Origin of the sequence: Nostoc sp. UHCC 0302, assembly GCF_038096175.1 — a bacterium.
Classification (GTDB): domain Bacteria; phylum Cyanobacteriota; class Cyanobacteriia; order Cyanobacteriales; family Nostocaceae; genus UHCC-0302.
Genome location: NZ_CP151099.1, coordinates 1,735,986 through 1,758,295, shown reverse-complemented (window position 1 = coordinate 1,758,295; position 22,310 = coordinate 1,735,986). Strand labels below are relative to the sequence as shown.

Here is a 22,310-nt window from a genome sequence, read left to right as displayed (position 1 = left end):
TCTTTACATTTATTTGCAATTTGTCGCCACAGTTATCGTACCTCAGAATTAGTCATCAATCCTTTTGGTAGAGAAAGGAGTGGGGGGTAGAGACGCGATTCTACTCTTACGAAAAGCCGCTCTTCGAGCGTCTACGCGTCTGTGCAGGGAGTAGGGGAGTAGAGACGCGATTATATCCTTACGAGAAGCCGCTCTTCGAGCGTCTAGGCGTCTGTGTAGGGAGTGGGGAAGAATGACAAATGACAAATTTGTCAAAAATTTAAAAACGGTAAAAACTGGCGTAACGCATTACGTATACGTATGAGGTAAATGTTTTGTCGGATGTTGGGAGTCAGTTTTGGTGGGGGAGCTGTTTGTAGCTGTGCTTGCAATTCGGCATATTCGGCGGCAGTCAGGGGTTTACCATCAATAGGCGATCGCGCATCTACAATAATCTGCGATCGCAATACTTCTTCCGGTATATCTTCTGGGGGCGGTAATGCTATTACTGCTGCTTCCCAATGGCTACTTAGCCCCACGAAGGTAGCGATACTCCCAATTAATACCAAAAATTTGATTGCTTTTCTTGTTTTCACTCTTCCATCTCCCTCTCTTAGCAACGCCACTCGCTTCTTCGTTGGAGACGCTGTGCTACGCCAAAGCATAAGACAGGGCTACCTCACCAACGTAGTGGCTCATCAGCAGTTAGCGTTCAAAGCAATTTTCTCCCATCCCTGCGGCATCTGCTGAATTTATCTCGGTAAAAATAATGCTTTTTTTATTAAGTATTATCTCTTAAGTGGGAAAATTTGTGTGGAGTTGGTGTAGATGCGCTTAACTTTTTCTTTGCCTTACCTAAAGGAGAACCATAGGGGTAGCATAGTAGCTTTTACTAGGACATTACTTTTTGTTATTTCTCAATTTGGGGTAAGAAAAGTTACAGAATTGTCAAACTAGTCAGCGGCTTGATTTTCAAGATATACAAGCCGAAAGCTATATTTTGTTTGTTGTCATTAATTTGCTTATAGCCCAGAACTAGCTCGGCTTAGCAACAATTGTCAATAATGACCAAGCTGCACTAGTTAATATAAAGCTACTCTAGCAGTTTAGTGAAAAAAATATGGTGATGAATTCATGATAATACAGGAGATTTCAAGTTGATGAAGTACACAACATAGGTCTCATGGTTACTGAGCGGCTTGCCTTGAGCGTACCCCTACGGGGAAGCAAGCTACGCCTCCGGTCTCGCAGAGAAGCCGAAAGGAGTCGAAGTAAAGTCATGTATAAAGCCTTTTTACCTTCTGTTAGCATAGCGGGGCGTAGCCCATTCTGACGCTAGGCCGCGAGCGTCTCCGGCTCCGCTCCTGAATTCTGAATTCTGCTGTATATAAATAAAGCAAAGATAATCGCAGCAAATTTTCCCAATAAAAATCTGGCAATGCCGAGAAACACACCAAGTCACTTATCCCAATATGGAATGGACTGTAGGAAATGGTCAAGAGCAATGCCAGCACTAAATAGGTAATAGATTTTTTTGCCCTATCAAAACTCAAGAGTCTACGCTAATGGCATTAAGGTAGCCACAAGACAGTTAAAACTTTCAGGACTTAACTTTACTTGGTCTTGGAAGAAGATTTTCTCGTGGAAAAATTTCAGGCGGACACTTGGTAGCGGCAGAATATAGTCCTCACCAGTGTCCTTTAGGGGCTGCCCCACTTAGCTGAATATTGTAGCCAATTCCAAGTTTTGATGTTCAAAGATTAAGTAGCTCAGTGTTTGACGCAAACCTCAGAGAACCTAGTTATGTAGGAGGAGCGTTGTTACTAAGCTGTTTTGGGCGTTATTTAGACTGAGTTTAGGGTTTTTTGGTAGGACTAGTAGTAGGACTAGCAGTGGGACTAGCAGGTGTAACAGCGGGTGTAGTGGCGGGCGATGTCGTAGCTGCTGGGGTAGACCCAGTATCAGTCGGCTCAGCTGCGCCTGTAGCTGCTGGAGAACTGGTAGTACCAGCATCACCACCACCACCTTCGCAAGCACCGAGAATTGTAGCCAGACTTAACATTAGAGCCAAACCTAAGATTTTTGTTTTCATAACTCCTCTTTCACCAATTGTGGCTAGAACAATTTTTCGCCTGTTGAATACGATACCGTATTTATTGCGTTTTTTTAAATTCATCAGATTACATATTTAAAAGTAATCCTTTGAACTAATTTTTTTTGTCTAAGTGTCATACAGCTAGCTGATTGGTTTCTCCTAACTCACAAGCAAGGTTACTTAATCAGCAAACAGAGATTACCAATTTTGGTAGCGAACGGACATATGATAACAAATATTTTTATTTTTTTGGCAGAGTATTGCACCTTACTCCTCTGGGTTGCCATACTTTAGATGCAGATGCGATACCTACACAGTGAATCTATCCAGTTATTGTTCACTGATGTAGACATTGCAATATTCAATAGAGGCTAGCAAACATCAGTACGGCGAGCTATCGCAACAATTAAAAGGGTGTAGGGTATTATGTGTGCTTATTACACAAAAAGCGATTTTAACGTTAGCAAAAACAGACAATCAATCTAAAATACTGTATTTACAATCCAAAAAAAGTTATGGTTGTTGCTCGTAAATCAGCTGCTTCTGGAAAGGGAACTTGGTTCCGGCGAGATTCTACCTTGCGTTCAGGGAAGCGACGCGCAGCGCGTCAAGAGTCAGCAGTGCCAAGCGCTTCTACACCTGCTGCTCAAAGCGCATCAGTATCTTCTCAAAAACAACGGCATTCCCCAAAAAATTCATCAGTTTCTCTCACGAACGAGGCGATTATGCCCAAAGTAGGGAAAAAGCCGGGTAAGCAACAATTCTCTAACTTAAATAAACAGTCGGGTACAAAACACAAGAGTCCAAAGGAGGATTTACGAAGCGGAAGCGTTCCTGTAATGCCTAGCTCTGAATCGACGCCTTTGTGGTTGCTGCGTTTACACACCTTACATCGTTATTCCTCAGTTGTGACATTTTTGTTCGTAGCAGCGACACTTGCGGTTTATGGCTGGACAGTATATACCCAAGAGCTTTGGAATCAGGGATACCACAGAGTACAAAATCTGCGGCGTCATGAGCGACTATTGACGACTACCAACGCAACGCTAAGAAATAAAATGGCTGACGAAGCTGAACAACCAACAGCTGGGCTATTATCCGCAACTCCAGAAGGAACGATTTTCTTACCTCCAGCATCTCAGAGTCCTAATCCGGCATCATCTACCACAACGCCAAATTCTAAAACGCAAGAGCAAACGTCCTCGCCATTGGGATATTAAGGTTAAGAGTCATTTGTCATTTGTCATTGGGCATTGGTCACTAATAAGGACAAATGACAATTGACAAAAGACATCAAATGATAAAGGACGACGCAAATGCAGAAGTCACCAAGCAAAACAAGATTCAGAAATTTTCGGAAGCCAGCTTTTACAAGGCGGCAGAAGGGTTCTAGACGAGGGTTATTAGAGAGACTAACCTCTCAGGCTCAAGAGCAAACAAGCAATAGCAAATCCCGGCTGTTTATAGTATGGGGCGTGTTGATGCTGGCAGGGTTGGGGTTAGCTGTTAACTTGTATAACTTGCAAATTGTACTTGGGCCAAAGTTAACTCAGAAGGCGCGAAATCAGCAAATGGTCAATTTGCGTCCTTTTATGCCCCGTCGTCCTGTGGTAGATCGCGGTAATAATGTGTTGGCGATTGACCGTCCTGTGTATACTTTGTACGCGCATCCTAAGCTGTTTAATAAGTCTAATGAGGAGATGGCACAGCAACTTGCGCCAATTTTGGCTAAAGAACCTACTGAACTGGTGAAAACCTTTCAAAGTAAAAAAAGTGGGATTATTCTTGATCCTGCCGTGCCGGAAGAACTTGGCGATCGCATTAATTCTTTTCGCTTAAATGGCTTAGAGTTAATTCAAAAATACTCCCGCTTTTATCCATCAGATGATTTGCTTGCTGATGTGGTGGGCTACGTAAATGTAGACCGTCGTGGTCAAGCTGGTGTGGAATACTCTCAAGAGAAGTTGCTAGAACGTCCAGTGCAAACGGTGCGGCTCAGTCGAGCGGGTAACGGGGCGCTGATGCCAGAGCATGCCCCGGAAGGTTTTCTGCATTTTGATGACCTGCGACTGCAACTGACAATCGATAGCCGTCTGCAAAGGGCAGCCCGCACGGCGCTGAAACAACAAATGGAGAAGTTTGGCGCGAAACGTGGGGCAGTTATTGTCATGGATGCGTTCGATGGTTCTTTACTAGCTTTGGTTTCTCAGCCTACTTATAACCCTAATAAATACTCTACATCTGATATTTCACTATTTAAAAACTGGACGGTGGCGGATCTTTATGAACCAGGTTCGACTTTCAAACCTTTAAATGTAGCGATCGCTTTAGAAAATCATGTCATCAAACCAGATGATACATTTAATGATCCTGGTTTCATTCGCGTAGCTGACCGCACAATCAAAAATGCGATGAATAATGGCTATGGGCGGATCAGCATTGCTCAGATTTTGCAATATTCCAGCAATATTGGCATGGTGCAAATTATCCAACGATTGCAGCCTTCAGTTTACTACAACTGGCTGGAACGCTTGGGTTTAGGACAAACTGTTGATACAGATTTGCCTTTTGAAGTTAGTGGTAGCCTCAAAAGTCAAGAAAAGTTTATCTCGTCGCCAATTGAACCAGCTACTACCTCCTTTGGCCAAGGCTTTTCTCTGACACCAATACAACTGGTGCAAATGCATGGCGCTTTAGCCAATGGCGGTAAGTTAGTCACACCTCATGTAGTCCGAGGACTGATTGACAGTAAAGGGCAAATGCATTACCTTCCCAATCGCTCCACACCGCGGCAAATTTTTTCCCCTGAGACAGCCCACACAGTAGTGAAAATGATGGAAAGTGTGGTCACTGACGGTTCTGGCAAAGCTTCACAAATTCCGGGGTATCGCATAGCTGGTAAGACTGGGACAGCTCAAAAAGCTAGTCCCACAGGCGGCTATATCAAAGGTGCTAGAATCACCAGTTTCGTGGGTATTCTGCCAGTAGAATCTCCTCGTTATGTAGTCTTGGCATTGGTAGATGAGCCAAAAGGAGAAAGTGCTTACGGTTCTACTGTCGCCGCACCGATTGTTAAGGCTGTAATGGAAGCGCTGATTCCTATAGAACAGATTCCACCGAGTCAGCCTGTGAGTCAAGGGAGTGGGGAATAAGAGGCAGAAGGGCAGGGGGCAGGCTGACAGGTATAGGTTTTTTACAATTAGGAGGAATTGAAGCAATAGAAATCGTCAACAGGAGTATGAGGCAATACGGTTCAGTTAAGGGCTACTCGTACAAAATTTTGGGTTTTCGAGACGCGATACGCTGTCTCTACGAGTGTTTTGGTCTTATCTGAACCGTATTGGAGTATGAGGAAAAAAGCAATGGCGCAAAACAACTACTCACATCTAGAGTGGGACGCAACTTTCCTTTTTTGGCTTTTGCTTCCTGATACCATTGTTTTAATCGTTGATGTACTGTACTTGCCTTTTGTGAGTTGACTTTGGCAATGAATTTTGACACTTTGCTCAAGCTACTTGATTTTGTCATCACTATGCCAAAACTCCATCTTGCCAGTCCTACTACTTGTGGTAGCGTGACTATGTGGCATTTTCTGTGACACTATATTTGTCCACTGTTTGAGGTACTCATTTTTTAGCATTTGAGCCTCTGTTTTCTTGTGTGAGTCTGCTTTTATTTTTTGTCGATAGTGAATGAATACTCACACCCTTATAAAAAACCTACACCTGTCAGCCTGCTCCCCTGCCCGTTATGATGTGATTACCTTAAGATATAGAGTTGTTTCAATGCAAGGAATGAAAAAATGAAGGTCTGGCTTGCCTGCTTTTTGGTGCTGTTTGCCTTAGCAGAATTCTTTGATTGGTTGCAAGAATTTAATCTACCATTGCCGATCTATATTTTGGGAGGGGCTTTTTTAGCCGTTGCTTCTAACTACGACAAAATTTTTGGCTCCTATTTCAGTGATACTACTAGCATCGAAGCACTAATAGAACAACCTCAGTTAGATTCACTCGGACAATCTACTGCGCCAATTTCCTTTCCAATTCCCAGTTCTGTTAAAGATGATCAAGCATCTGAAGCAGAGCAATAGTAATTTGTAACGATGCTCCGCCCCGCTACGCTAACGTAATTCGTAATTTAGCAACGCCTAAAATCTCTATAGCTTGTGCCAATAACATAGGTGCGTTAGCCTTTGGCATAACACACCCTACTGGACTGTCTAGACTAATTACGAATTACGCATTATTTAGGCTCATCTAGAACGGCAGTATATGGTTGAGGCTCTCTGAGGCGCTGTTCACTATAGTCATGGCGAGACTTGGCAGTTTGCAAGTATATTTTACGAGCTAAATTAATACTACCTAACGGTTCATGTTCAGGTAAGGTGTGCCAAGGGGAGAAAGCTAACCCCTCATCTAACCGCTTGCGCTCTTCAAAGTCGAACTTCTGAGCAGGGATTCTCACAGTTGCCAGCTTAATAAATGGTGAATCTTCTTCTTTCCACTCTTTAGTTGCATCTTCGATTGACGTCTTTTCCTCGTCTACAAAAAACTGTACTAGAAAATCAAACTTTGCTTCTTTGCCTTCCTGGGTGAGATATTTGACTGCTGCCTCACGCAGATAATTTTCGGAATCAGGTTTCGCATCAGGAACTTGATCCTGTTGGTGTGGCTTTAGTGAAAACTTAATGACACGAGAGCCAAGCTTAAAAGGAGTAGTACCCCAGTATTGAATGAGTAAGGGATTAGCTACCTGCCTGCTACTCGCAGCTTGGAGAATTTCAAAAACTGGCGCAAGCGATCGCAACAATTCTGGATCAGCCTGACCGCTACCAGCTTTCCCTAAATCAGCAAACTGTTGGGCATCTCGCGCTATGAAGACTGGATGATTGAGAAAAATAAAGTCTTGTGTATGCTTCTCGTCATCAAATACCTTTTGTCCTTCTACTTCGAGAAGTTTGATGGCTAAACCACGGATATCTGGTTCTAAATCAGATTTTAATTTGCCGCGTTTTTCCGGGGTAGAAGCATTAGATAAACGCAGCCAAATTGGATAAGTCCGTTTTTTAGCAAACACACCTACCTGCAATGATTCGGGTATATCGTCTTCAACAATGAATTCTCCCCAAACCAAACCATGACTTTTAGGATGTAGCTGGCGCAGGTCTGGCCCTCTCTCTGCTTGTTCTTTTAAGGTGCTTGCTAATATGGCATCGGTCGCTGCCTCTTGTGTGGCAGTAGATAAGCTCAAATCGCTCATGTTTTTGTTTCCTTGACTACAAATTTTGAACAAATAAAATTGAAATACTTAGATGAGTATATAGGCTCAAAAATTATCTATTAGTTAAGATTTACTTTATAAACAGGTGAACATAATTAAATGTAAAATGCCAACACTTGAAATCTTCTGAGAAAGCAAGTTTTCCCTCTGCCTCCTGCTGCAACGCTGTGATTAGTGAACTATTAGAAAAACTCCGTGCCGCGTTCGTTAAAGATAAGAGTTCTCGTGAAACTTCTCCCAGCAATCAGTGGGTGCAAATTATTGTGGTTACTAGTGTGGGAGTCACCGCCTTGATCTGGGGAGTTCGGGAACTCAAATGGTTGCAGCCTTGGGAGTTAAGAGTTTATGACGAGATGTTGCGATCGCGTCCCCCAGAAACGCCTGATCAGCGGATTTTACTGGTAAAAATAACTGAAGAGGATCTGCAACGAGAGCAAGGGAATCTGTCAGACCGCACAATTAATCAGCTATTAGAAAAACTAAATTCGTATCAACCTCGTGTTATTGGTTTATATCTTTTCCGACCAGGGCAGAAAAACTTAGCGGCTAACCTTCAAAATCGAAATAACATCATTAGCACTTGCTTATTCAGTAGCATAGGTAGAGATGAAATTCCACCACCACATAATTTTCCTATTGATAATGTCGGCTTTAGCGATATAGTTACTGATAATGAAAGTGATCAAATTCTCCGCCGCAGTTTGTTATTTGCTAACTCTCCAGACAAGAAATGTACAACAGGATTTTCTTTTGGCTCGTTAATTGCGATTAATTATTTAGCAAAGCAAGGTATTAAATACAACTTTACTCAAGAAGGAAACTTTCAGGTAGGTAAAATTCTCTTTCCACGCCTAGAAGCTAATTCTGGTAGCTATAAACATCTGGATGCGGCTGGCTATCAAATGCTGTTAAATTACCGTCATCCAGCTCACCTTGCTCAAGAAGTCAGCCTTTTGGATGTTCTTAGCGATCGCATTAACCCCAATTTAGTTAAAGACCATCTTGTAATTATAGGCAGTACAGCGGCTAGTCTTTCTCCAGGCAGCTTCTACACACCTTACAGCACTTTACCAGACCAACCAGCAAGAATGTCTGCAATGATCATTCATGCAGAGATAGCAAGTCAAATTATCAGTACAGTCTTAGATAGACGGCGGCTAATTTGGTACTGGCCAGACTGGGCTGAACTTATTTGGATATGGGGTTGGTCACTAATCGGCAGTCTTTTAGTATGGCGGTGGCAACATCCTTTACTATTGCTAACTCTAGGAGGCATAACTTTAATTGGCTTGGGAGGAATCTGCATTGGTTTATTTTTCTTAGCTGGATGGATACCAATCATTCCGCCAGCCCTGGCGTTGGTAATTAGTGGTGTTGGTGTTATGGCTTACACTAGCTACCAAACCCAGCAGCAAACTAGGGTAATTATTCTGCAAGTTGAAAAGCAACAAGAAGCGATCGCGCAATTAAATATCCTTTTACAAGACAAAACAGCAATTTCCGACTCAGAACTTGACCTAGTTCCTACAATTGATACACCAGAAAAAAGAGTTGGTGACTTCCTTTTAAGCAGACGCTACAAAATTTCCCAAATCCTCGGTACAGGTGGATTCGGTCGCGTTTATTTGGCAACAGATACTCAGCGGCCAGGTAATCCTATTTGTGTAGTTAAACAATTAATGCCAGCCCGCCAAGATAGCAAATTTTTACAAGTTGCTCGCAGATTATTTAATACTGAAGCCGAGATTTTAGAAACCTTGGGTAAACATGATCAAATTCCGGCACTGCTAGCATATTTTGAAGATGAGCAAGAATTTTATTTAGTTGAAGAATACATTCAAGGACATACTTTAACCGAGGAATTACCACCTGTAATGAACTTACAAAACGAATCCTTTGTAATAAATATGCTCAAAGGAGTTTTAGAAGTTTTGGTGTTTGTTCACCAGCATCGTGTAATTCATCGAGATATCAAGCCAGCTAATATTATAAGACGCGCTCTAGACAATCGCTTAGTGTTAATTGACTTTGGTGCAGTCAAATTGATGCAACCGCCGAGTGAAAAAACAGAATTAGCCACAGTGGCGATCGGGACGCGGGGTTACACGCCACCAGAGCAATTTGCGGGACATCCCCGCTTGTGTAGTGATATTTATGCTTTAGGAATTATTGGTATTCAAGCAATAACTGGAATCCCACCGCAAGAACTCCAGCCAAACCCAGAAACGGGTAATGTAATATGGCGTGAAATGGCGCAAGTTAGTGAAGAGTTAGCGGCAATTTTAGATAAGATGGTTTGTTATCATTTTAGCGATCGCTATCAATCAGCCGCCGCAGTTTTACACGATTTAAAACTTATTGCAGAATCAGTCAATTCTCAATAGTACTTATTATAGCGGTTACTGCTTATCTACAGTAAAGAAATAATTAGCCACAGATGAATACAGTAGGGGCGCACATCTGTGCGCCCTTACTTAAAGAGAGTAACTTTATTTACTACTAGCTATAGTTGTAATATTTACGATTGACCACGTAAGAGCCTTATCTACCCAGAGAAGTATGACTTTAACAGTCTCCTGGCTGTTATAAATTTACATAAATAGCTAGTAATATTTATGACTGTTGTTCAATCAGATCGCCGTCTTCTTACAGTGCTAAAAGCAACTTCACAAATTGCAGGTATGTTTGTAGCTCTGGTTGGCTGCGCCGTACTGGTTGGCTGGTTAGTTGATAATCAAACTTTAAAAAGTATATTACCAGAGTGGATAGCTATGAAACCTAATACTGCTTTAGGCTTTGTGCTATCTGGTCTGACATTAAATTTTCTCAAGTCAACAGCAAAACTCAAACGTAGATTAGCTCAGGGGTTTGCTTTAGCAGTAACCATCTTGGGCTTACTGACAATCAGTGAATACACATTTGGCTGGAATTTGGGAATTGATCAACTGCTATTTTTCGATAACTCAGCGATTTCCACCCCTGGGCGAATGTCACCTATATCAGCATTCAACTTTGTCTTGATTGGCTTTGCTTTATGGCTTTCAACTTCCGCCAGGTTACGTTATCAGCTAGTTCAGCTATTGGCACTGCTCACCACACTGACTTCCCTACAGGTTTTGATGAGCTACATTTATGGAGCCAAAGCACTATTTGGGCTGGCACATTTGACGCACTCAGCTATTCATACAGCTATTACGTTTATTGTACTCTCGCTTGGCACGTTGTTTATAGCTCCCTCTGAGGGCTGGATGAGCCTAGTAGTCAGCAATAGCGCTGGTGGAACCACAGCCAGAGTGTTACTACCTGCGGCGATCGCCATTCCCTTTGGCTTAGGATGGCTCCGGGTGCTAGGGGAACAACTGGGGTTGTTTGATACTGCCTTTGGATTGTCCCTGCACGTGATTGGTAATGTAATTGCCTTCATGGGTTTAATTTGGTACTGTGCCAAACGGCTTTATGGAGTAGATATCCAGCGTCAACAAGCAGAAGAAGCATTGAGAGTTGCTTATGCTGAACTAGAAGTAAAAGTAGAGCAACGCACAGCAGAGTTATTTCAAGCAAATCAAGTTTTAGAGCAACAAATTGAAGAGCGAAGGCGAGTAGAAGCAGCTTTGCGAGAAAGTGAAGATAAACTCCGGGCAGTTGCTGACAATGCCCCAACAGTCATTTATCTCAAAACTTTAGAAGGTCAACTTCTACTGGTAAATCGGCAATTCGAGATGTTGTTTGGGATGCAGCGAGAGCAGATTATTGGCAAGCGCGACTTTGAGCTTTTTCCAGAAGAACAGGCAGCGACTTATCGGGAAAATGATCTCTTGGTAATAACAAGCGGGGAGGCGTTGAATTTTGAAGAAACTGTTTTGCTTTCTAATGAGTTACGTACTTACCTCTCGATCAAGTTTCCCTTGTATGATGCAAATCAAGCGCTTTATGGCATAGGAGGGATATCGACCGATATCACCGAACTTAGACAAGCCCAACTGCAACAGCAACGACTCGCGTCAATTGTGGAAAACAGCCCGCACTTCGTTGGTTTTTACACGCTTGATGGTCAAACTATGATTATTAACTGTGCGGCACAGGAAATAGTTGGTTTAGAAGCTATGGCAGTGCAGCAAACTCAGTTTGCAGATTACTACGAGCCAGAATCTTGGAACTATGTAAAACAAGAAGTTTTGCCAATTGTTTTAGAGCAAGGGCGGTGGGAAGGTGAAACTATTTTCCGCCATTTCCAAACTGGCGAATTGATTCCCGTTCTGCAAACAATTTTTGTTACCCGTGAGCCAAAAACAGGAAAACCAATCAACCTAGCAACTGTTGCTCGCGATGTTCAACAACGCAAGCAGGCAGAAGCAGCATTACAACAATCCCTGAAAGAGTTAGCAGAGATGAAGTTTGCACTCGATCATTCCTCAATTGTTGCGATTACAGATGGCAAAGGAATCATTACTTACGTCAACGATAAATTCTGCGAACTTTCTAAGTATTCTAGAGAAGAATTGATTGGACAGAACCATCGAATAATTAATTCCGGCTATCACTCGAAAGCCTTCTTTCAGCAGATGTGGGCTACGATTTCAACGGGGCAGGTTTGGCAAGGAGAAATCAAAAATCGTGCCAAAGACAATACATTTTACTGGGTGGCGACTACCATAGTGCCTTTTTTGGATGCCGCAGGCAAACCATATCAGTACATTGCAATTCGTTCCGATATCACCAAACGCAAGCAAGTTGAGTACACCCTCCAAGAGCAAGCCCAGTTGTTAGACCTAGTTTATGAAGCCATCTTTGTCCGCGATGCCAACAATGCGATCGCTTATTGGAATCATAGCGCCGAAGAACTGTATGGTTGGACGAGTGCAGAAGCGATCGGCAAGATTCCTCATTCCCTATTGCAGACTCAATTTACACCAAGCTGTTTGAACCTTGATGATATCCTGCGTCAGCAAGGACATTGGGAAGGTGAACTAACTCACACGCGACGAGATGGGAGCCAAATTATTGTCGAAAGTCGTCAGGTGTTAATGCAAGATGCAGAAGGTCAAGTAAAAGGAATTTTAGAGGTTAATCGAGATATTACTGAGCGTAAACGAGCAGAAGAACAATTGCTGCAAAATGCATTTTATGATGCACTTACAGGTCTACCAAACCGCGCTTTATTTATGGAGCGCTTAAAACACGCGCTTGAGCAAGCCAAACGGCAGGAAAATTATTTATTTGCTGTACTTTTTCTCGACCTGGATCGGTTTAAGGTAATCAATGACAGTCTTGGACACTTAATGGGAGACAAATTTCTATTGACTATTGCAGATAGAGTACGAGTATGCATTCGCTCTATGGATATAGTCGCCCGGTTTGGTGGAGACGAATTTACAATCTTGCTTGAGGGAATCCAGAATGTAGCAGATGCCATTAAAGTGGTTGAGCGGATTCAACAACAACTGGCATTACCTTTTGAACTGGATGGACAAGAAGTGTTCACAACAGCAAGTATTGGTATTGCTTTAAGTTCGACAGTAGACTACGACCAACCAGAAAACTTGTTAAGAGATGCTGACGCAGCGATGTACCGAGCCAAAGCCTTGGGCAGAGCGCGTTATGAACTATTCAACCCAGAGATGTATGTTGATGCTCTCGATAGATTGCAATTAGAGACTGATTTACGCCGAGCAATTGAACGTCAAGAGTTCCGGGTTTATTACCAACCGATTGTTTCGCTCACTAATGGTAGAATCTCAAGTTTTGAAGCTCTGCTGCGCTGGCAGCATCCAGAGCGAGGTCTAGTTTCTCCGGCAGATTTTATTCCCATCGCCGAAGAAACTGGACTGATTGTCGAGATTGGTTACTGGGTGTTACATGAGGCGTGCCGCCAGATGCAAGCTTGGCGAGTGAGCCATCCTACCAACTCACCAAATAAAATCAGCGTTAATCTCTCTGTCAAACAATTCTCTCAGTCTGATTTGATTAAGCAGATTGAAGAAATTTTGCACTCGACTGGTCTTGATGCTGGCAGCCTAGTACTAGAGATTACTGAAAGCGCAATTGTAGAAAACGGTGATGAAGCCATTGCTCAACTTTCACAACTTCGAGACTTGGGCATTGAGTTATCAATTGATGACTTTGGGACGGGCTACTCTTCATTAGGTCGTCTTTATCGGTTTCCAATTAGTGTGTTAAAGATTGACCGCTCCTTCGTTAGCCCAATGGATGCTGATAGCAGAAATTTAGAAATTGTTGAAATAATTGTCACGTTGGCACACAAATTAAATGTTGATGTAACCACCGAAGGAGTAGAGACAAAAGAGCAATTAGCACTGATGAGAAAGTTGAACTGTGAATATGGGCAAGGATATTTTTTCTCTACCCCACTCGATAGCTCAGCTGCAACGTTATTAATGGCGGCGAATCCGCAGTGGTGAAGTTTATAGTAATTCGTAGTTCATAATTTCTCAAATGCATTACAGGCTTAGGTTGAGCCAAAAAACCAGATAATCGGGAAAAACTAGAGCAGAATCTTTTACTAGTAGTCTGCCAAACTAAGAATGCCGGGTGGAGGTTGGGAAAAGGTCAATACGGTTCAGATAATACCAATTCTCTAAAAGCTAGCTACAGATAGTGCCTCTAAAATATATTGTCTTCGGGCAATAGATACAATAATTTGTTTGGTTAATTTCCCAATTTCAGCGTAGAGAGCAGTACGTAAATCATCAAGTTTTTTAGGTAATAACCAACGCAGTCGGCGCTTAATATATTGCCAAACCTGCTCAATTGGGTTTAACTCGGGAGAATGTGCAGGCTGAAATAATAAAATGATGTTATCTGGTACTTGAAGACGTTTGGCTTTATGAAAGGCACCATTATCCAGTTGAATAATTAGTACTGAATCAGTAAAATGTTGAGAAATTAGATTGAGGAATATCTGAAAACAGTCAGTATTAAGATGTGAAAATTCCCAAAAAAAGCTTTCGCCAGTCAGTGGTTCGATGATTCCATATAAATATGTTGCTTTGAACTGCCACTGGTGTACACCAACGGGTTTGACACCCTTGCCTGTGATTTTCCGTCCTGTGATTGTTTTCAATCCAATTCGAGTTTCGTCCTCGCACCAAAAACGAATCGTTTTCGTTGTGCATAAAACTGTTAAGCAAAACCAAGACAGCATTGCTAAGTTGTGTGCAAGGTTTTTTTAAATGCCTCTACTTGTGGTTGTTTTTGTTCAACGCTTTTGGGGCGTGGTACTTTTGGCGATGACTCCAAACGGTAATAAACCAGTTTGTGAACTGTCTTGTAGCAAGAATTGACTCCCAAGTTTTGTTCTAGCCACTCTACAATTTCTTGATAACCATTAAATCCAAGTGGTTCTTGCAATCTTTTCTCTAATGCTTTTTCTGCCCAGTTTGGGATGGTTCTTGGTCTTCCTGGCGAAGATTTTTGTTTTAATAGTCCTTCAATACCGCCTGCTTTGTACTGTCGAATCCACTTGTGTAGGGTCACTCGATTTCGACCAATAATTTCTGCGGTTTGAGAAATTGTTTGACCATGCCCTGTTTTGAGTAAATATAGTAGCTGCACTCTTTCTTTAGCCGTCGCAGTTTTTTGTATTGCCAGTAAATCTTTGAGTTCTGCGACAGTCTCTTTAATTTCTAGTTGATATACCCCTGACATTGTTCATCTTTGTATCTAGTTTCATCTTATTATCTCATCTGTAGCCTTATTTCAGAGAATTGGTATAAGACCAAAAAACTTGTAGAGATCGGCGATTTATCGCGTCTCGAAAACCCAAAATTTTGTACGAGTAGCCCTTAACTGAAACGTATTAGGGAAAAGGTTAAAGGAGAAAGAGAAAAGAATTAAAAACCTTGTTCAAAAAAGCGTACCACTAGTTGTAACTGCTGAACTGTAAATGAGTATTCGCCTACTAATTTTCTTAAAACGGTCTACCCTAGCGCAGGAAAAACAAAGGTGATGTACAGTTATAATTGGGTAGATAACTGTACTCAAACAAAGACAAAAGTACGCCCCTTCTATCTGGCTATGCCGTAAGTCGGGCAGGTATCTAGAAACATGAAGATGAGGGCATTTAGTGATATATGTCTAACTAACTTTCAAATTCTTCCCTAAGAAAGTCAGAAACGCCACGCCATTTGTCGTATTCTTCGGTCTGTAATATTCAGAATAAGCAAAGGCAATGTTAGAAACTAAGCGCTTAGAAATTGCAGAATTAGGGGAGACCGCTTTAAAAAGATGCCAGCCTTATTCTTAATTGCTTGTTGTGTGTAGTAGTTCTGGGTGTTGACGCTGGTATCTTTGTTTGAGAGTAAGTACCTTCGCAATTGGCACTGAAGCAGATTGAATAAATATTATGGAACTTGGGTGAACCTGGACAGGAGCTGCTGAGGCAATATTTCTTAGAAGCGGAGTAGTCTAATGACGAATGAGGAAGTGGAGCAGATATGTTTAGACGATATTCTCATTACTGAAGAGCTGTCCCGTCGAGTACCCAGAACCACTGACCTCAAAGAAGAGAATAATGCACTTCATGCCCTGGTACAGCAGCTCGTTGAGCAGCCTGAAATTCTGCTAAAGAAGCTTGTAACAATAACTACTCAACTATGTCGGGCAGAAACAGCAGGTGTAAGCTTACTTGAAGTAACTCAGAGCGGGGAAGAAATTTGCCGCTGGGTCGCACTAGCCGGGATGTTAGAAGCCTATGAACAAACTCCCACTCTTTACACCTTTAGTTGCTGCGGCATCTGCCTAGAACTTCAAGCCCCACTGCTCTATTCCTATCCAGAACGGTATTTTACTTATTTGCAACAGTTTAAGCCAACAATCGTTGAGATACTCGTGGTTCCTTTATTAATTGCCAATCAACCAGTTGGTACGATTTGGATTGTATCTCACAATGAGCATCGGCGGTTTGATGGAGAAGACTTACGGCTGATGACAAGCCTCGCAAATTTTATAGCAGCTGCCCTCTACAGTAACAAGGCCAATCAAGCAGCCGAAGAATTTGCACGCAGCGAGCGAGCAGCACGAGCAGCAGAATCTGCCAATCGTCTCAAAGACGAGTTCCTCGCTGTTCTATCTCACGAACTACGTTCCCCCCTCAACCCGATCTTAGGCTGGTCAAAACTCTTACAAACCCGCAAATTTGATGAAGCAAAGACGGCTTATGCTTTAGCAACTATTGAGCGCAATGCCAAGTTGCAGTCTCAGTTGATGGAAGATTTACTGGATGTTTCCCGCATTCTTCAAAGCAAGCTCAGTCTGAATATCAGTTCTGTTGATCTGTCCGCCGTTATTGAAGTAGCGCTTGATACTGTGCGTTTAGCGGCTCAAGCAAAGTCAATTCAACTTAAGACAATAGTAGAACCGAATGTCGAGAAAGTTCTGGGTGATCCCAGCCGCTTGCAGCAAGTTGTCTGGAATTTACTGTCTAACGCCGTTAAGTTCACACAGACCGGGGGTAAAGTGGAAATACGACTTGAGTACGTGGGTACACAAGCGCAAATCCGGGTGAGTGACACGGGTAAGGGCATCAACCCAGAATTTCTGCCTCACGTGTTTGATTACTTCCGGCAAGCTGACAATAGCACAACAAGAACCTTTGGCGGCTTGGGGCTTGGTCTGGCGATCGTTCGTCAAATCGTTGAAATGCACGGTGGAACAGTCAAAGCAGAAAGCGAGGGAGATGATAAAGGTTCTACCTTTACTGTGTTGTTACCCATCAGGAATGCCGAGCCTGAAGCATGTGAAGACAAGGATTTGCCTGAAAAATCCCCTAATCTTCAGGGGGTAAAGGTGCTGGTCGTGGACGATGAAGTTGACACCCGCGACCTAATAGCCCTCATCCTCAAAGACTATGGTGCTTCTGTGTATGCCGCTGCCTCAGCTTCGCAAGCACTAAACGCCTTTGCACTGCATAAGCCAGATATTCTCTTAAGTGATATTGGTATGCCAGAAATGGATGGCTATATGCTGATTCGGGAAATTCGTAGACGCGAAGCGGCTTGTCGTCAGACATCGCTACCACCTGAGCAAGGAGGAGAAATTCGAGCGATCGCACTGACAGCCTATGCTGGAGAGATTAACCAGCAAAAAATTCTCCAAGCAGGATTCCAAAAACATTTGACTAAGCCAATAGAACCAGCTCAGTTAGCTATGGTAATTGCTAGCCTAGTTAAATAATAAAATAGTTATCCTAAGAAGTTAGGAGTACACAGTTGGGTATAAATTCCGGTTTTAAAATGCTAAAGGATCAGTTCCTTCCAGAACGCAAAGAAGCAATGCTGGCTCGCATGGCGAACCGCATCCGGCAATCACTTAACCTCCAAGAGATTTTGGATGCAACTGTGGTCGAGTTGCGTGCATTTTTGCAAACCGACCGAACTAAGGTCTACCGCTTTGATCACGACGGGCATGGACACGTCGTTGCGGAAGCAAGCGCCCCCAATCGTCTGCCTTCTTTGCTGGGATTGCACTATCCATCTGATGACATTCCGCCTCAAGCACGGGCTTTATTTGTCAAAGCACGTACCCGCTCCATTGTCAATGTCAACGAGCAGCGCATTATCCTCAACTCGCTGCCGACTCCCAAAACAACCGCAATCGGGGACTTGACTGTTGCAGAAGTGCAAGAGCAATCCCTCGAAGATATCTTAAGCCGTCCTGTAGACCCCTGCCATGTAGACTATCTCACCCAGATGGGTGTGCAATCTTCTCTGGTAGTGCCAATCATTTATCAACAGGAACTTTGGGGGCTGTTGATCTCTCATCATGCCGAACCCAGAGAGATTACATCTGAGGATTTGCAGGTCGTCCAATTGCTCGCTGACCAGGTTTCACTGGCAATTACTCAGGCGAGCCTGCTGAGTCAGGTGCAAGAACAGCAGCAGCGCGAAGCGATCATCAATCAGATTGCCACTTTGCTGCACGCGCCTCTGGCCCCTGAGCAGATTTTGCATAACGTTCTGGAGCAAGCAGTAAAAGCTTCTGGCAGTTCCGGAGGAAGGTTGTACCTCACTTCCCCGGATGAGGCTTTACCAGCCCATGTTTATACTTACGGAAATCAGCCGACCCCATCCCAGCTTGAACATCCAGACTTATTAGAAAATCATCCCCTCTGGCAAGAGGTAAAGCCAGTCTCACCTGCTTCCATCGTCCCTAGCTTGTCCCAAGAAGATAGACCTGCTGTGCGAGTAGTAATTAATCTTCAGGAAGAACCGCGTCTGCACCAACTGATTGAATCCTTCCAGACCACACCAATTCGGGGTTTGATTGTTCAACCTTTGTATTATGGTAAAGAATTTCTGGGGTATTTGACGTTCTTTCGTGACCAAATCGGCACAGAAGGTCTTTGGTCGGGCTATGAGGAGGGGGATGAACGCCAACAGCGGCCCCGCCAGTCGCTGGCGCAATGGCAGGCGCTCAAACAAAACAAAGCTCACCCCTGGAGCATCGAAGAGATGGAACTCATCCAGTCTCTGAACATTCACCTATCGCTAGCTGTGCTGCAAAACCGCCTCTATGAGCGCGAACGGCAGCAACGCCTGGTAGTTGAGATGCACAACCAGGCCCTTTCTCATGCCCGAGCGGCGGCGGAGGAAGTGAGTCGCCTCAAGAGCAACTTCTTGGCCTCTACTAGCCACGAACTACGAACCCCTCTAGCCTCGACCTTAAACTACTTAAAGTTGCTCAAAGAGCGCCTTTATGAAGATGAAGAAGAGTTGCGCCAATATATCGACGGCGCTTACCAATCAACGCAAAATCTGGTTACCATTATTAACGATGTACTTGACATTGCCAAGATTGAAGACGGGCGCATAGCCTTAGATTTAGAGACAGTTTATCTGCAACAGCTTTTAAAAGAGCAATGTTTTCTTTCTGGAGCCGAAAGCCGCTACAAGGCAATTCCTCTAAAACTCCACTGTGAAATCGAGACTGTTTTCGCCGACAAGATCAAAGTCCGTCAGGTGATGACGAACCTGCTGGATAACGCCTTCAAATTTACAGATGAAGGTCAAATTGATGTCCGGGCCGTCATCGATAGTACGGGGGCAATGGCTCAAATCTCAGTGCGCGACACAGGCATGGGGATTGAGATGGAAAGCTCAGAGAAGCTATTTGCCCCATTTGTGCAAGCTGATGGTTCTGCCCAGCGCTCCCACGGAGGTACTGGTTTAGGGCTAACTATCTGCAAGCGATTGGTGGAACTGATGGGTGGTAAGATATGGCTTGAAAGTCCTGGACTAGGACAGGGAAGCACGGTGACCTTTACCCTGCCCCTAAACGAACCGAGTCAGATCATAGGTGACAATCTTGAACATCCTACTGGTTGAAGATAACCAACTCCTGGCTAAGGGAACCGCCAAGCTAATCGAACGCTTGGGGGGTCATCAAGTGTTTATTACTGCCGAACCTAAAGAGATTTTCCAACAATGCGAAGCGGGGGCAGTGGAACTGGTGATTATGGATATCAATTTGCCGGGGGCGTGCTGGCAAGGACAAAAAGTCGATGGCTCTATCCTGTCGCGCTATCTGAAGGAACAGTGGAAACAGATACCGATTATCTTGGTCACAGGTTATACCATGCCCGCCGAGCAACATTTCCTATTGTCCGAATCTGGGGCTGATAGTTGCTATACCAAACCCATTACTGACTATGATGCCTTTTTGGGCATGATTACTCTTCTCGGTCAAAGGAGGAATTGAATTCTCATGTACAAGCTGGCGATTTTGGATGATGACGAACACTGGTGTCGTATCGTCCAACGCTTTCTGAAGCAAGAATATACTGTGGCAACCTATAAGTCAGTGTCTAGTTTCTTGTGGGAGTTAGAGGAAGTAAAGCAGTACGATATTTTTCTGGTCGACTTCGTGCTACCTACGGCTCGACATGAGCTAAATACAGATGGCATCCAAATCATTACCGCTCTCAAGCGACGCTTGCCTTATTCTCCTGTGGTCATCCTTGTCACGGCTTACATGAGCAGGAATGAGTTAGAGGTTCATGGCAAACAAATGTGTCCAGAAGCGGACGGATTTTTTGCCAAGGATGCTGGACTAGAAATATTGGCTCACCAAATGAAGCAACTGCTCACACAAGATACGAATGAGGACAGGTAGCGGGAATAGGCGTGAAGAGTAATCAATATAGAAACATTTCGCTATTGGAATATATTACCTTAAGCTGAGATTGTAGTTTTAACTTGACCGAAACGGCGATCGCCGCTTTTCAAATCAAGGAGCAAAGGCGTTAATAGACGACATGCATCAAGCACATCTGTGGCAAGCTTGACAGTCAAACGCGCCAGATGGGGGACTCTGGAATGGACGAAAAGTTGCAGATTGGTTAAGTGAAGTCACCGGAACAAAGATTAGTAGATATAGGGGGTGGGAAATATTACGGCAGATGACGTTTAGACTACGAGTACCTCGTCCGTCTCACACAAACAGCGATCCTTTTGAGCAAGAAGCCTGGAAAAAAACTAGCTACGGAAGTTGCAAAGCTAAGAGCTACTTAACCCAGATGCAGAAATTCAACTTTGGTGCGAGGATAAACACCGTTTAGGACTCAAGCCAATTATTCGACGAGTTTATTTTCCGTCGATAGGAAACACCTATTGCTAAAGTCAATTGGAGGTTTAAGTGGTTGTGGTTGTATGCCTTTGTACATCCCCAAACTGGAGAAAGTTATTGGTGGATTTTCCCTTATGTCAACACTGAACTATTTAATCAGGTTTTAGCAGATTTTGCCTCGGAATTTGAGTTAGGCGTTAATAAACGCATTCTTTTAGCTATTGACCGAGCTGGATGGCATACCAGCAAAAATTTAAAGATTCCAGAAGGGCTGCATTTAACATTTTTACCATCTCATTCACCCGAATTACAACCCGCAGAAAGATTGTGGACTTTGGTTGATGAACCAATTGCTAATAGAACATTTGAGACACTTGATGATTTAGAGAAAATTTTATTTCATCGCTGTCAATCTTTGCTTCAACAGCAAGATTTGATTCAAGGGTTAACTGGTTTTCACTGGTGGATTAAAATCGGGGCTTAATCGTAAGTGATTTACCGAACATGATATCAGTCTACATAGGATACTTTGACACATGGTTTCTACGATATCCTTACAACTCAGCAGTAGAATGATAGCTATGGGTAAGTTTCTCTAGCATTAAAATCCTGTTGACCATTTCCGATTAACTACGACCTCGCAAGAAGGGTAAAGCATTCTTAATTTTTGATTCCTTATGTTGATTTCCATAAAGCAATACCCTCATAGATTTTATGAGGGTATTGCTTTATATCTATGTCAGTTCTTAAGTACGGAAACGTCTTTTACTTTGCTTGTGCAAAGCAAGTTTTTTACGCTTGCATTTTTCTATAGGCGTTTCAAAGTGACGATGCTTCCTCATATCTTGAAAAATTCCAGCTTTGGAAACTTCTCGCTTAAATCGCCGTAAGGCAGACTCAATGTGTTCATTGTCACCCACTATTATTTGGGTCATTATCTCTCCTACTAAATTGACTTACTTAATGGCTCATAGTGGTAAGCTGTCTAGCTGACTAGAATGCAAAAAAGGGAGGCTCTTTGTCTGACCTGAAAATTCACTTGTAAAATTTCAGGTTTCAAAGCTTAGTAACGGTTACGTCCACCGCCCCCGCCGTATCCTCCCCGATTACCACTAGAAGAACCTCTATCTTCTCTAGGCTTGGCTTTGTTAACTTTGAGATCACGACCCATCCATTCAGCACCATCAAGAGCTTCGATGGCAGCTGCTTCTTCAGCCTCAGTTCCCATTTCTACAAATCCGAAGCCGCGTAGCTGTCCTGTTTCACGGTCAGTAGGTAGTTGAACACGTCTTACAGTACCGTATTCTGCAAAAACAGCGGTCAAAGTGTCTTGGGTAACTTCGTAAGAGAGGTTGCCTACATAAATTGACATCGA

At 43.3% G+C, this 22,310-nt stretch carries 16 protein-coding genes and 1 pseudogene; 10 read left to right on the top strand and 7 right to left on the bottom strand.

From position 1 onward, the window contains the following. Window positions 1-251: 251 nt before the first annotated feature. Complete coding sequence (locus WKK05_RS07245; protein WP_341529084.1) at window positions 252-575, bottom strand: hypothetical protein; 324 nt, start codon at window positions 573-575, stop codon at window positions 252-254. Between the two features lie 1,259 nt (window positions 576-1,834). Continuing rightward, window positions 1,835-2,071, bottom strand: a complete 237-nt coding sequence (locus WKK05_RS07240; RefSeq protein WP_341529083.1) for a hypothetical protein — start codon at window positions 2,069-2,071, stop codon at window positions 1,835-1,837. Between the two features lie 518 nt (window positions 2,072-2,589). Here WKK05_RS07240 and WKK05_RS07235 point away from each other — a divergent pair. The 3 genes from WKK05_RS07235 to WKK05_RS07225 all read left to right on the top strand — a co-directional run bounded on the left by WKK05_RS07235 (window position 2,590) and on the right by WKK05_RS07225 (window position 6,164). Then, a complete protein-coding gene (locus WKK05_RS07235) occupies window positions 2,590-3,294 on the top strand; it encodes a hypothetical protein (RefSeq protein WP_341529082.1) in 705 nt (234 codons plus the stop codon). A gap of 96 nt (window positions 3,295-3,390) precedes the next feature. Continuing rightward, a complete protein-coding gene (locus WKK05_RS07230; protein WP_341529081.1) occupies window positions 3,391-5,226 on the top strand; it encodes a penicillin-binding protein 2 in 1,836 nt (611 codons plus the stop codon). Window positions 5,227-5,876: 650 nt separating this feature from the next. Then, the gene (locus WKK05_RS07225; protein WP_341529080.1) at window positions 5,877-6,164 is read left to right on the top strand and encodes a hypothetical protein; all 288 of its coding nucleotides are present in this window, start codon (window positions 5,877-5,879) and stop codon (window positions 6,162-6,164) included. A 152-nt stretch (window positions 6,165-6,316) separates the two neighbouring features. Here the strand turns inward: WKK05_RS07225 and WKK05_RS07220 are convergent, their stop codons facing one another. Continuing rightward, window positions 6,317-7,333: a catalase family protein gene (locus WKK05_RS07220; protein ID WP_341529079.1), complete on the bottom strand. Its 1,017-nt coding sequence runs from the start codon at window positions 7,331-7,333 to the stop codon at window positions 6,317-6,319. Between the two features lie 188 nt (window positions 7,334-7,521). Here WKK05_RS07220 and WKK05_RS07215 point away from each other — a divergent pair, with 188 nt between their 5' ends. Further along, on the top strand, window positions 7,522-9,738 hold the full coding sequence (locus WKK05_RS07215) for a CHASE2 domain-containing serine/threonine-protein kinase (protein ID WP_341529078.1): 2,217 nt from the start codon (window positions 7,522-7,524) through the stop codon (window positions 9,736-9,738). Window positions 9,739-9,969: 231 nt separating this feature from the next. Continuing rightward, the gene (locus tag WKK05_RS07210) at window positions 9,970-13,773 is read left to right on the top strand and encodes an EAL domain-containing protein (RefSeq protein WP_341529077.1); all 3,804 of its coding nucleotides are present in this window, start codon (window positions 9,970-9,972) and stop codon (window positions 13,771-13,773) included. A 176-nt stretch (window positions 13,774-13,949) separates the two neighbouring features. On the opposite strand, the gene WKK05_RS07205 is transcribed toward WKK05_RS07210, so the two are convergent. Together WKK05_RS07205 and WKK05_RS07200 are read right to left on the bottom strand one after the other, a co-directional pair. Further along, window positions 13,950-14,516: an IS630 family transposase gene (locus WKK05_RS07205; protein ID WP_341524715.1), complete on the bottom strand. Its 567-nt coding sequence runs from the start codon at window positions 14,514-14,516 to the stop codon at window positions 13,950-13,952. A gap of 2 nt (window positions 14,517-14,518) precedes the next feature. Continuing rightward, window positions 14,519-15,019: a helix-turn-helix domain-containing protein gene (locus WKK05_RS07200; RefSeq protein WP_341524716.1), complete on the bottom strand. Its 501-nt coding sequence runs from the start codon at window positions 15,017-15,019 to the stop codon at window positions 14,519-14,521. A gap of 762 nt (window positions 15,020-15,781) precedes the next feature. On the opposite strand from WKK05_RS07200, the gene WKK05_RS07195 reads away from it, so the two are divergent. The 5 genes and pseudogenes from WKK05_RS07195 to WKK05_RS07175 all read left to right on the top strand — a co-directional run. Next, window positions 15,782-17,545, top strand: coding sequence for an ATP-binding protein (locus WKK05_RS07195; protein ID WP_341529075.1), 1,764 nt, complete (start codon window positions 15,782-15,784; stop codon window positions 17,543-17,545). A gap of 59 nt (window positions 17,546-17,604) precedes the next feature. Next, on the top strand, window positions 17,605-19,695 hold the full coding sequence (locus WKK05_RS07190; protein ID WP_341529074.1) for an ATP-binding protein: 2,091 nt from the start codon (window positions 17,605-17,607) through the stop codon (window positions 19,693-19,695). After that, window positions 19,676-20,068, top strand: a complete 393-nt coding sequence (locus WKK05_RS07185) for a response regulator (RefSeq protein ID WP_341529073.1) — start codon at window positions 19,676-19,678, stop codon at window positions 20,066-20,068. Before WKK05_RS07190 ends, WKK05_RS07185 begins: the two co-directional genes overlap by 20 nt. A gap of 6 nt (window positions 20,069-20,074) precedes the next feature. Then, complete coding sequence (locus WKK05_RS07180; protein WP_341529072.1) at window positions 20,075-20,482, top strand: response regulator; 408 nt, start codon at window positions 20,075-20,077, stop codon at window positions 20,480-20,482. 130 nt (window positions 20,483-20,612) lie between these two features. Further along, window positions 20,613-21,419: pseudogene (locus WKK05_RS07175) on the top strand (IS630 family transposase); the annotation flags it as partial. 262 nt (window positions 21,420-21,681) lie between these two features. Here WKK05_RS07175 and rpsU read toward each other — a convergent pair. Both rpsU and WKK05_RS07165 read right to left on the bottom strand, forming a co-directional pair. After that, window positions 21,682-21,870 (bottom strand): 30S ribosomal protein S21, encoded by a 189-nt coding sequence (rpsU, locus tag WKK05_RS07170; protein ID WP_341529071.1) that lies wholly within the window; start codon window positions 21,868-21,870, stop codon window positions 21,682-21,684. A gap of 128 nt (window positions 21,871-21,998) precedes the next feature. Then, window positions 21,999-22,307: an RNA-binding protein gene (locus WKK05_RS07165; protein ID WP_341529070.1), complete on the bottom strand. Its 309-nt coding sequence runs from the start codon at window positions 22,305-22,307 to the stop codon at window positions 21,999-22,001. Window positions 22,308-22,310 lie beyond the last annotated feature (3 nt).

Bases quoted from the DNA above. Each gene is read 5' to 3' on its own strand.
- WKK05_RS07220 (WP_341529079.1), bottom strand. From the start codon at position 7,333: ATGAGCGATTTGAGCTTATCTACTGCCACACAAGAGGCAGCGACCGAT.
- WKK05_RS07200 (WP_341524716.1), bottom strand. From the start codon at position 15,019: ATGTCAGGGGTATATCAACTAGAAATTAAAGAGACTGTCGCAGAACTC.
- WKK05_RS07240 (WP_341529083.1), bottom strand. From the start codon at position 2,071: ATGAAAACAAAAATCTTAGGTTTGGCTCTAATGTTAAGTCTGGCTACA.
- WKK05_RS07225 (WP_341529080.1), top strand. From the start codon at position 5,877: ATGAAGGTCTGGCTTGCCTGCTTTTTGGTGCTGTTTGCCTTAGCAGAA.
- WKK05_RS07230 (WP_341529081.1), top strand. From the start codon at position 3,391: ATGCAGAAGTCACCAAGCAAAACAAGATTCAGAAATTTTCGGAAGCCA.
- WKK05_RS07205 (WP_341524715.1), bottom strand. From the start codon at position 14,516: ATGCTGTCTTGGTTTTGCTTAACAGTTTTATGCACAACGAAAACGATT.
- WKK05_RS07195 (WP_341529075.1), top strand. From the start codon at position 15,782: ATGACGAATGAGGAAGTGGAGCAGATATGTTTAGACGATATTCTCATT.
- WKK05_RS07210 (WP_341529077.1), top strand. From the start codon at position 9,970: ATGACTGTTGTTCAATCAGATCGCCGTCTTCTTACAGTGCTAAAAGCA.
- WKK05_RS07235 (WP_341529082.1), top strand. From the start codon at position 2,590: ATGGTTGTTGCTCGTAAATCAGCTGCTTCTGGAAAGGGAACTTGGTTC.
- rpsU (WP_341529071.1), bottom strand. From the start codon at position 21,870: ATGACCCAAATAATAGTGGGTGACAATGAACACATTGAGTCTGCCTTA.
- WKK05_RS07165 (WP_341529070.1), bottom strand. From the start codon at position 22,307: ATGTCAATTTATGTAGGCAACCTCTCTTACGAAGTTACCCAAGACACT.
- WKK05_RS07180 (WP_341529072.1), top strand. From the start codon at position 20,075: ATGTACAAGCTGGCGATTTTGGATGATGACGAACACTGGTGTCGTATC.
- WKK05_RS07190 (WP_341529074.1), top strand. From the start codon at position 17,605: ATGCTAAAGGATCAGTTCCTTCCAGAACGCAAAGAAGCAATGCTGGCT.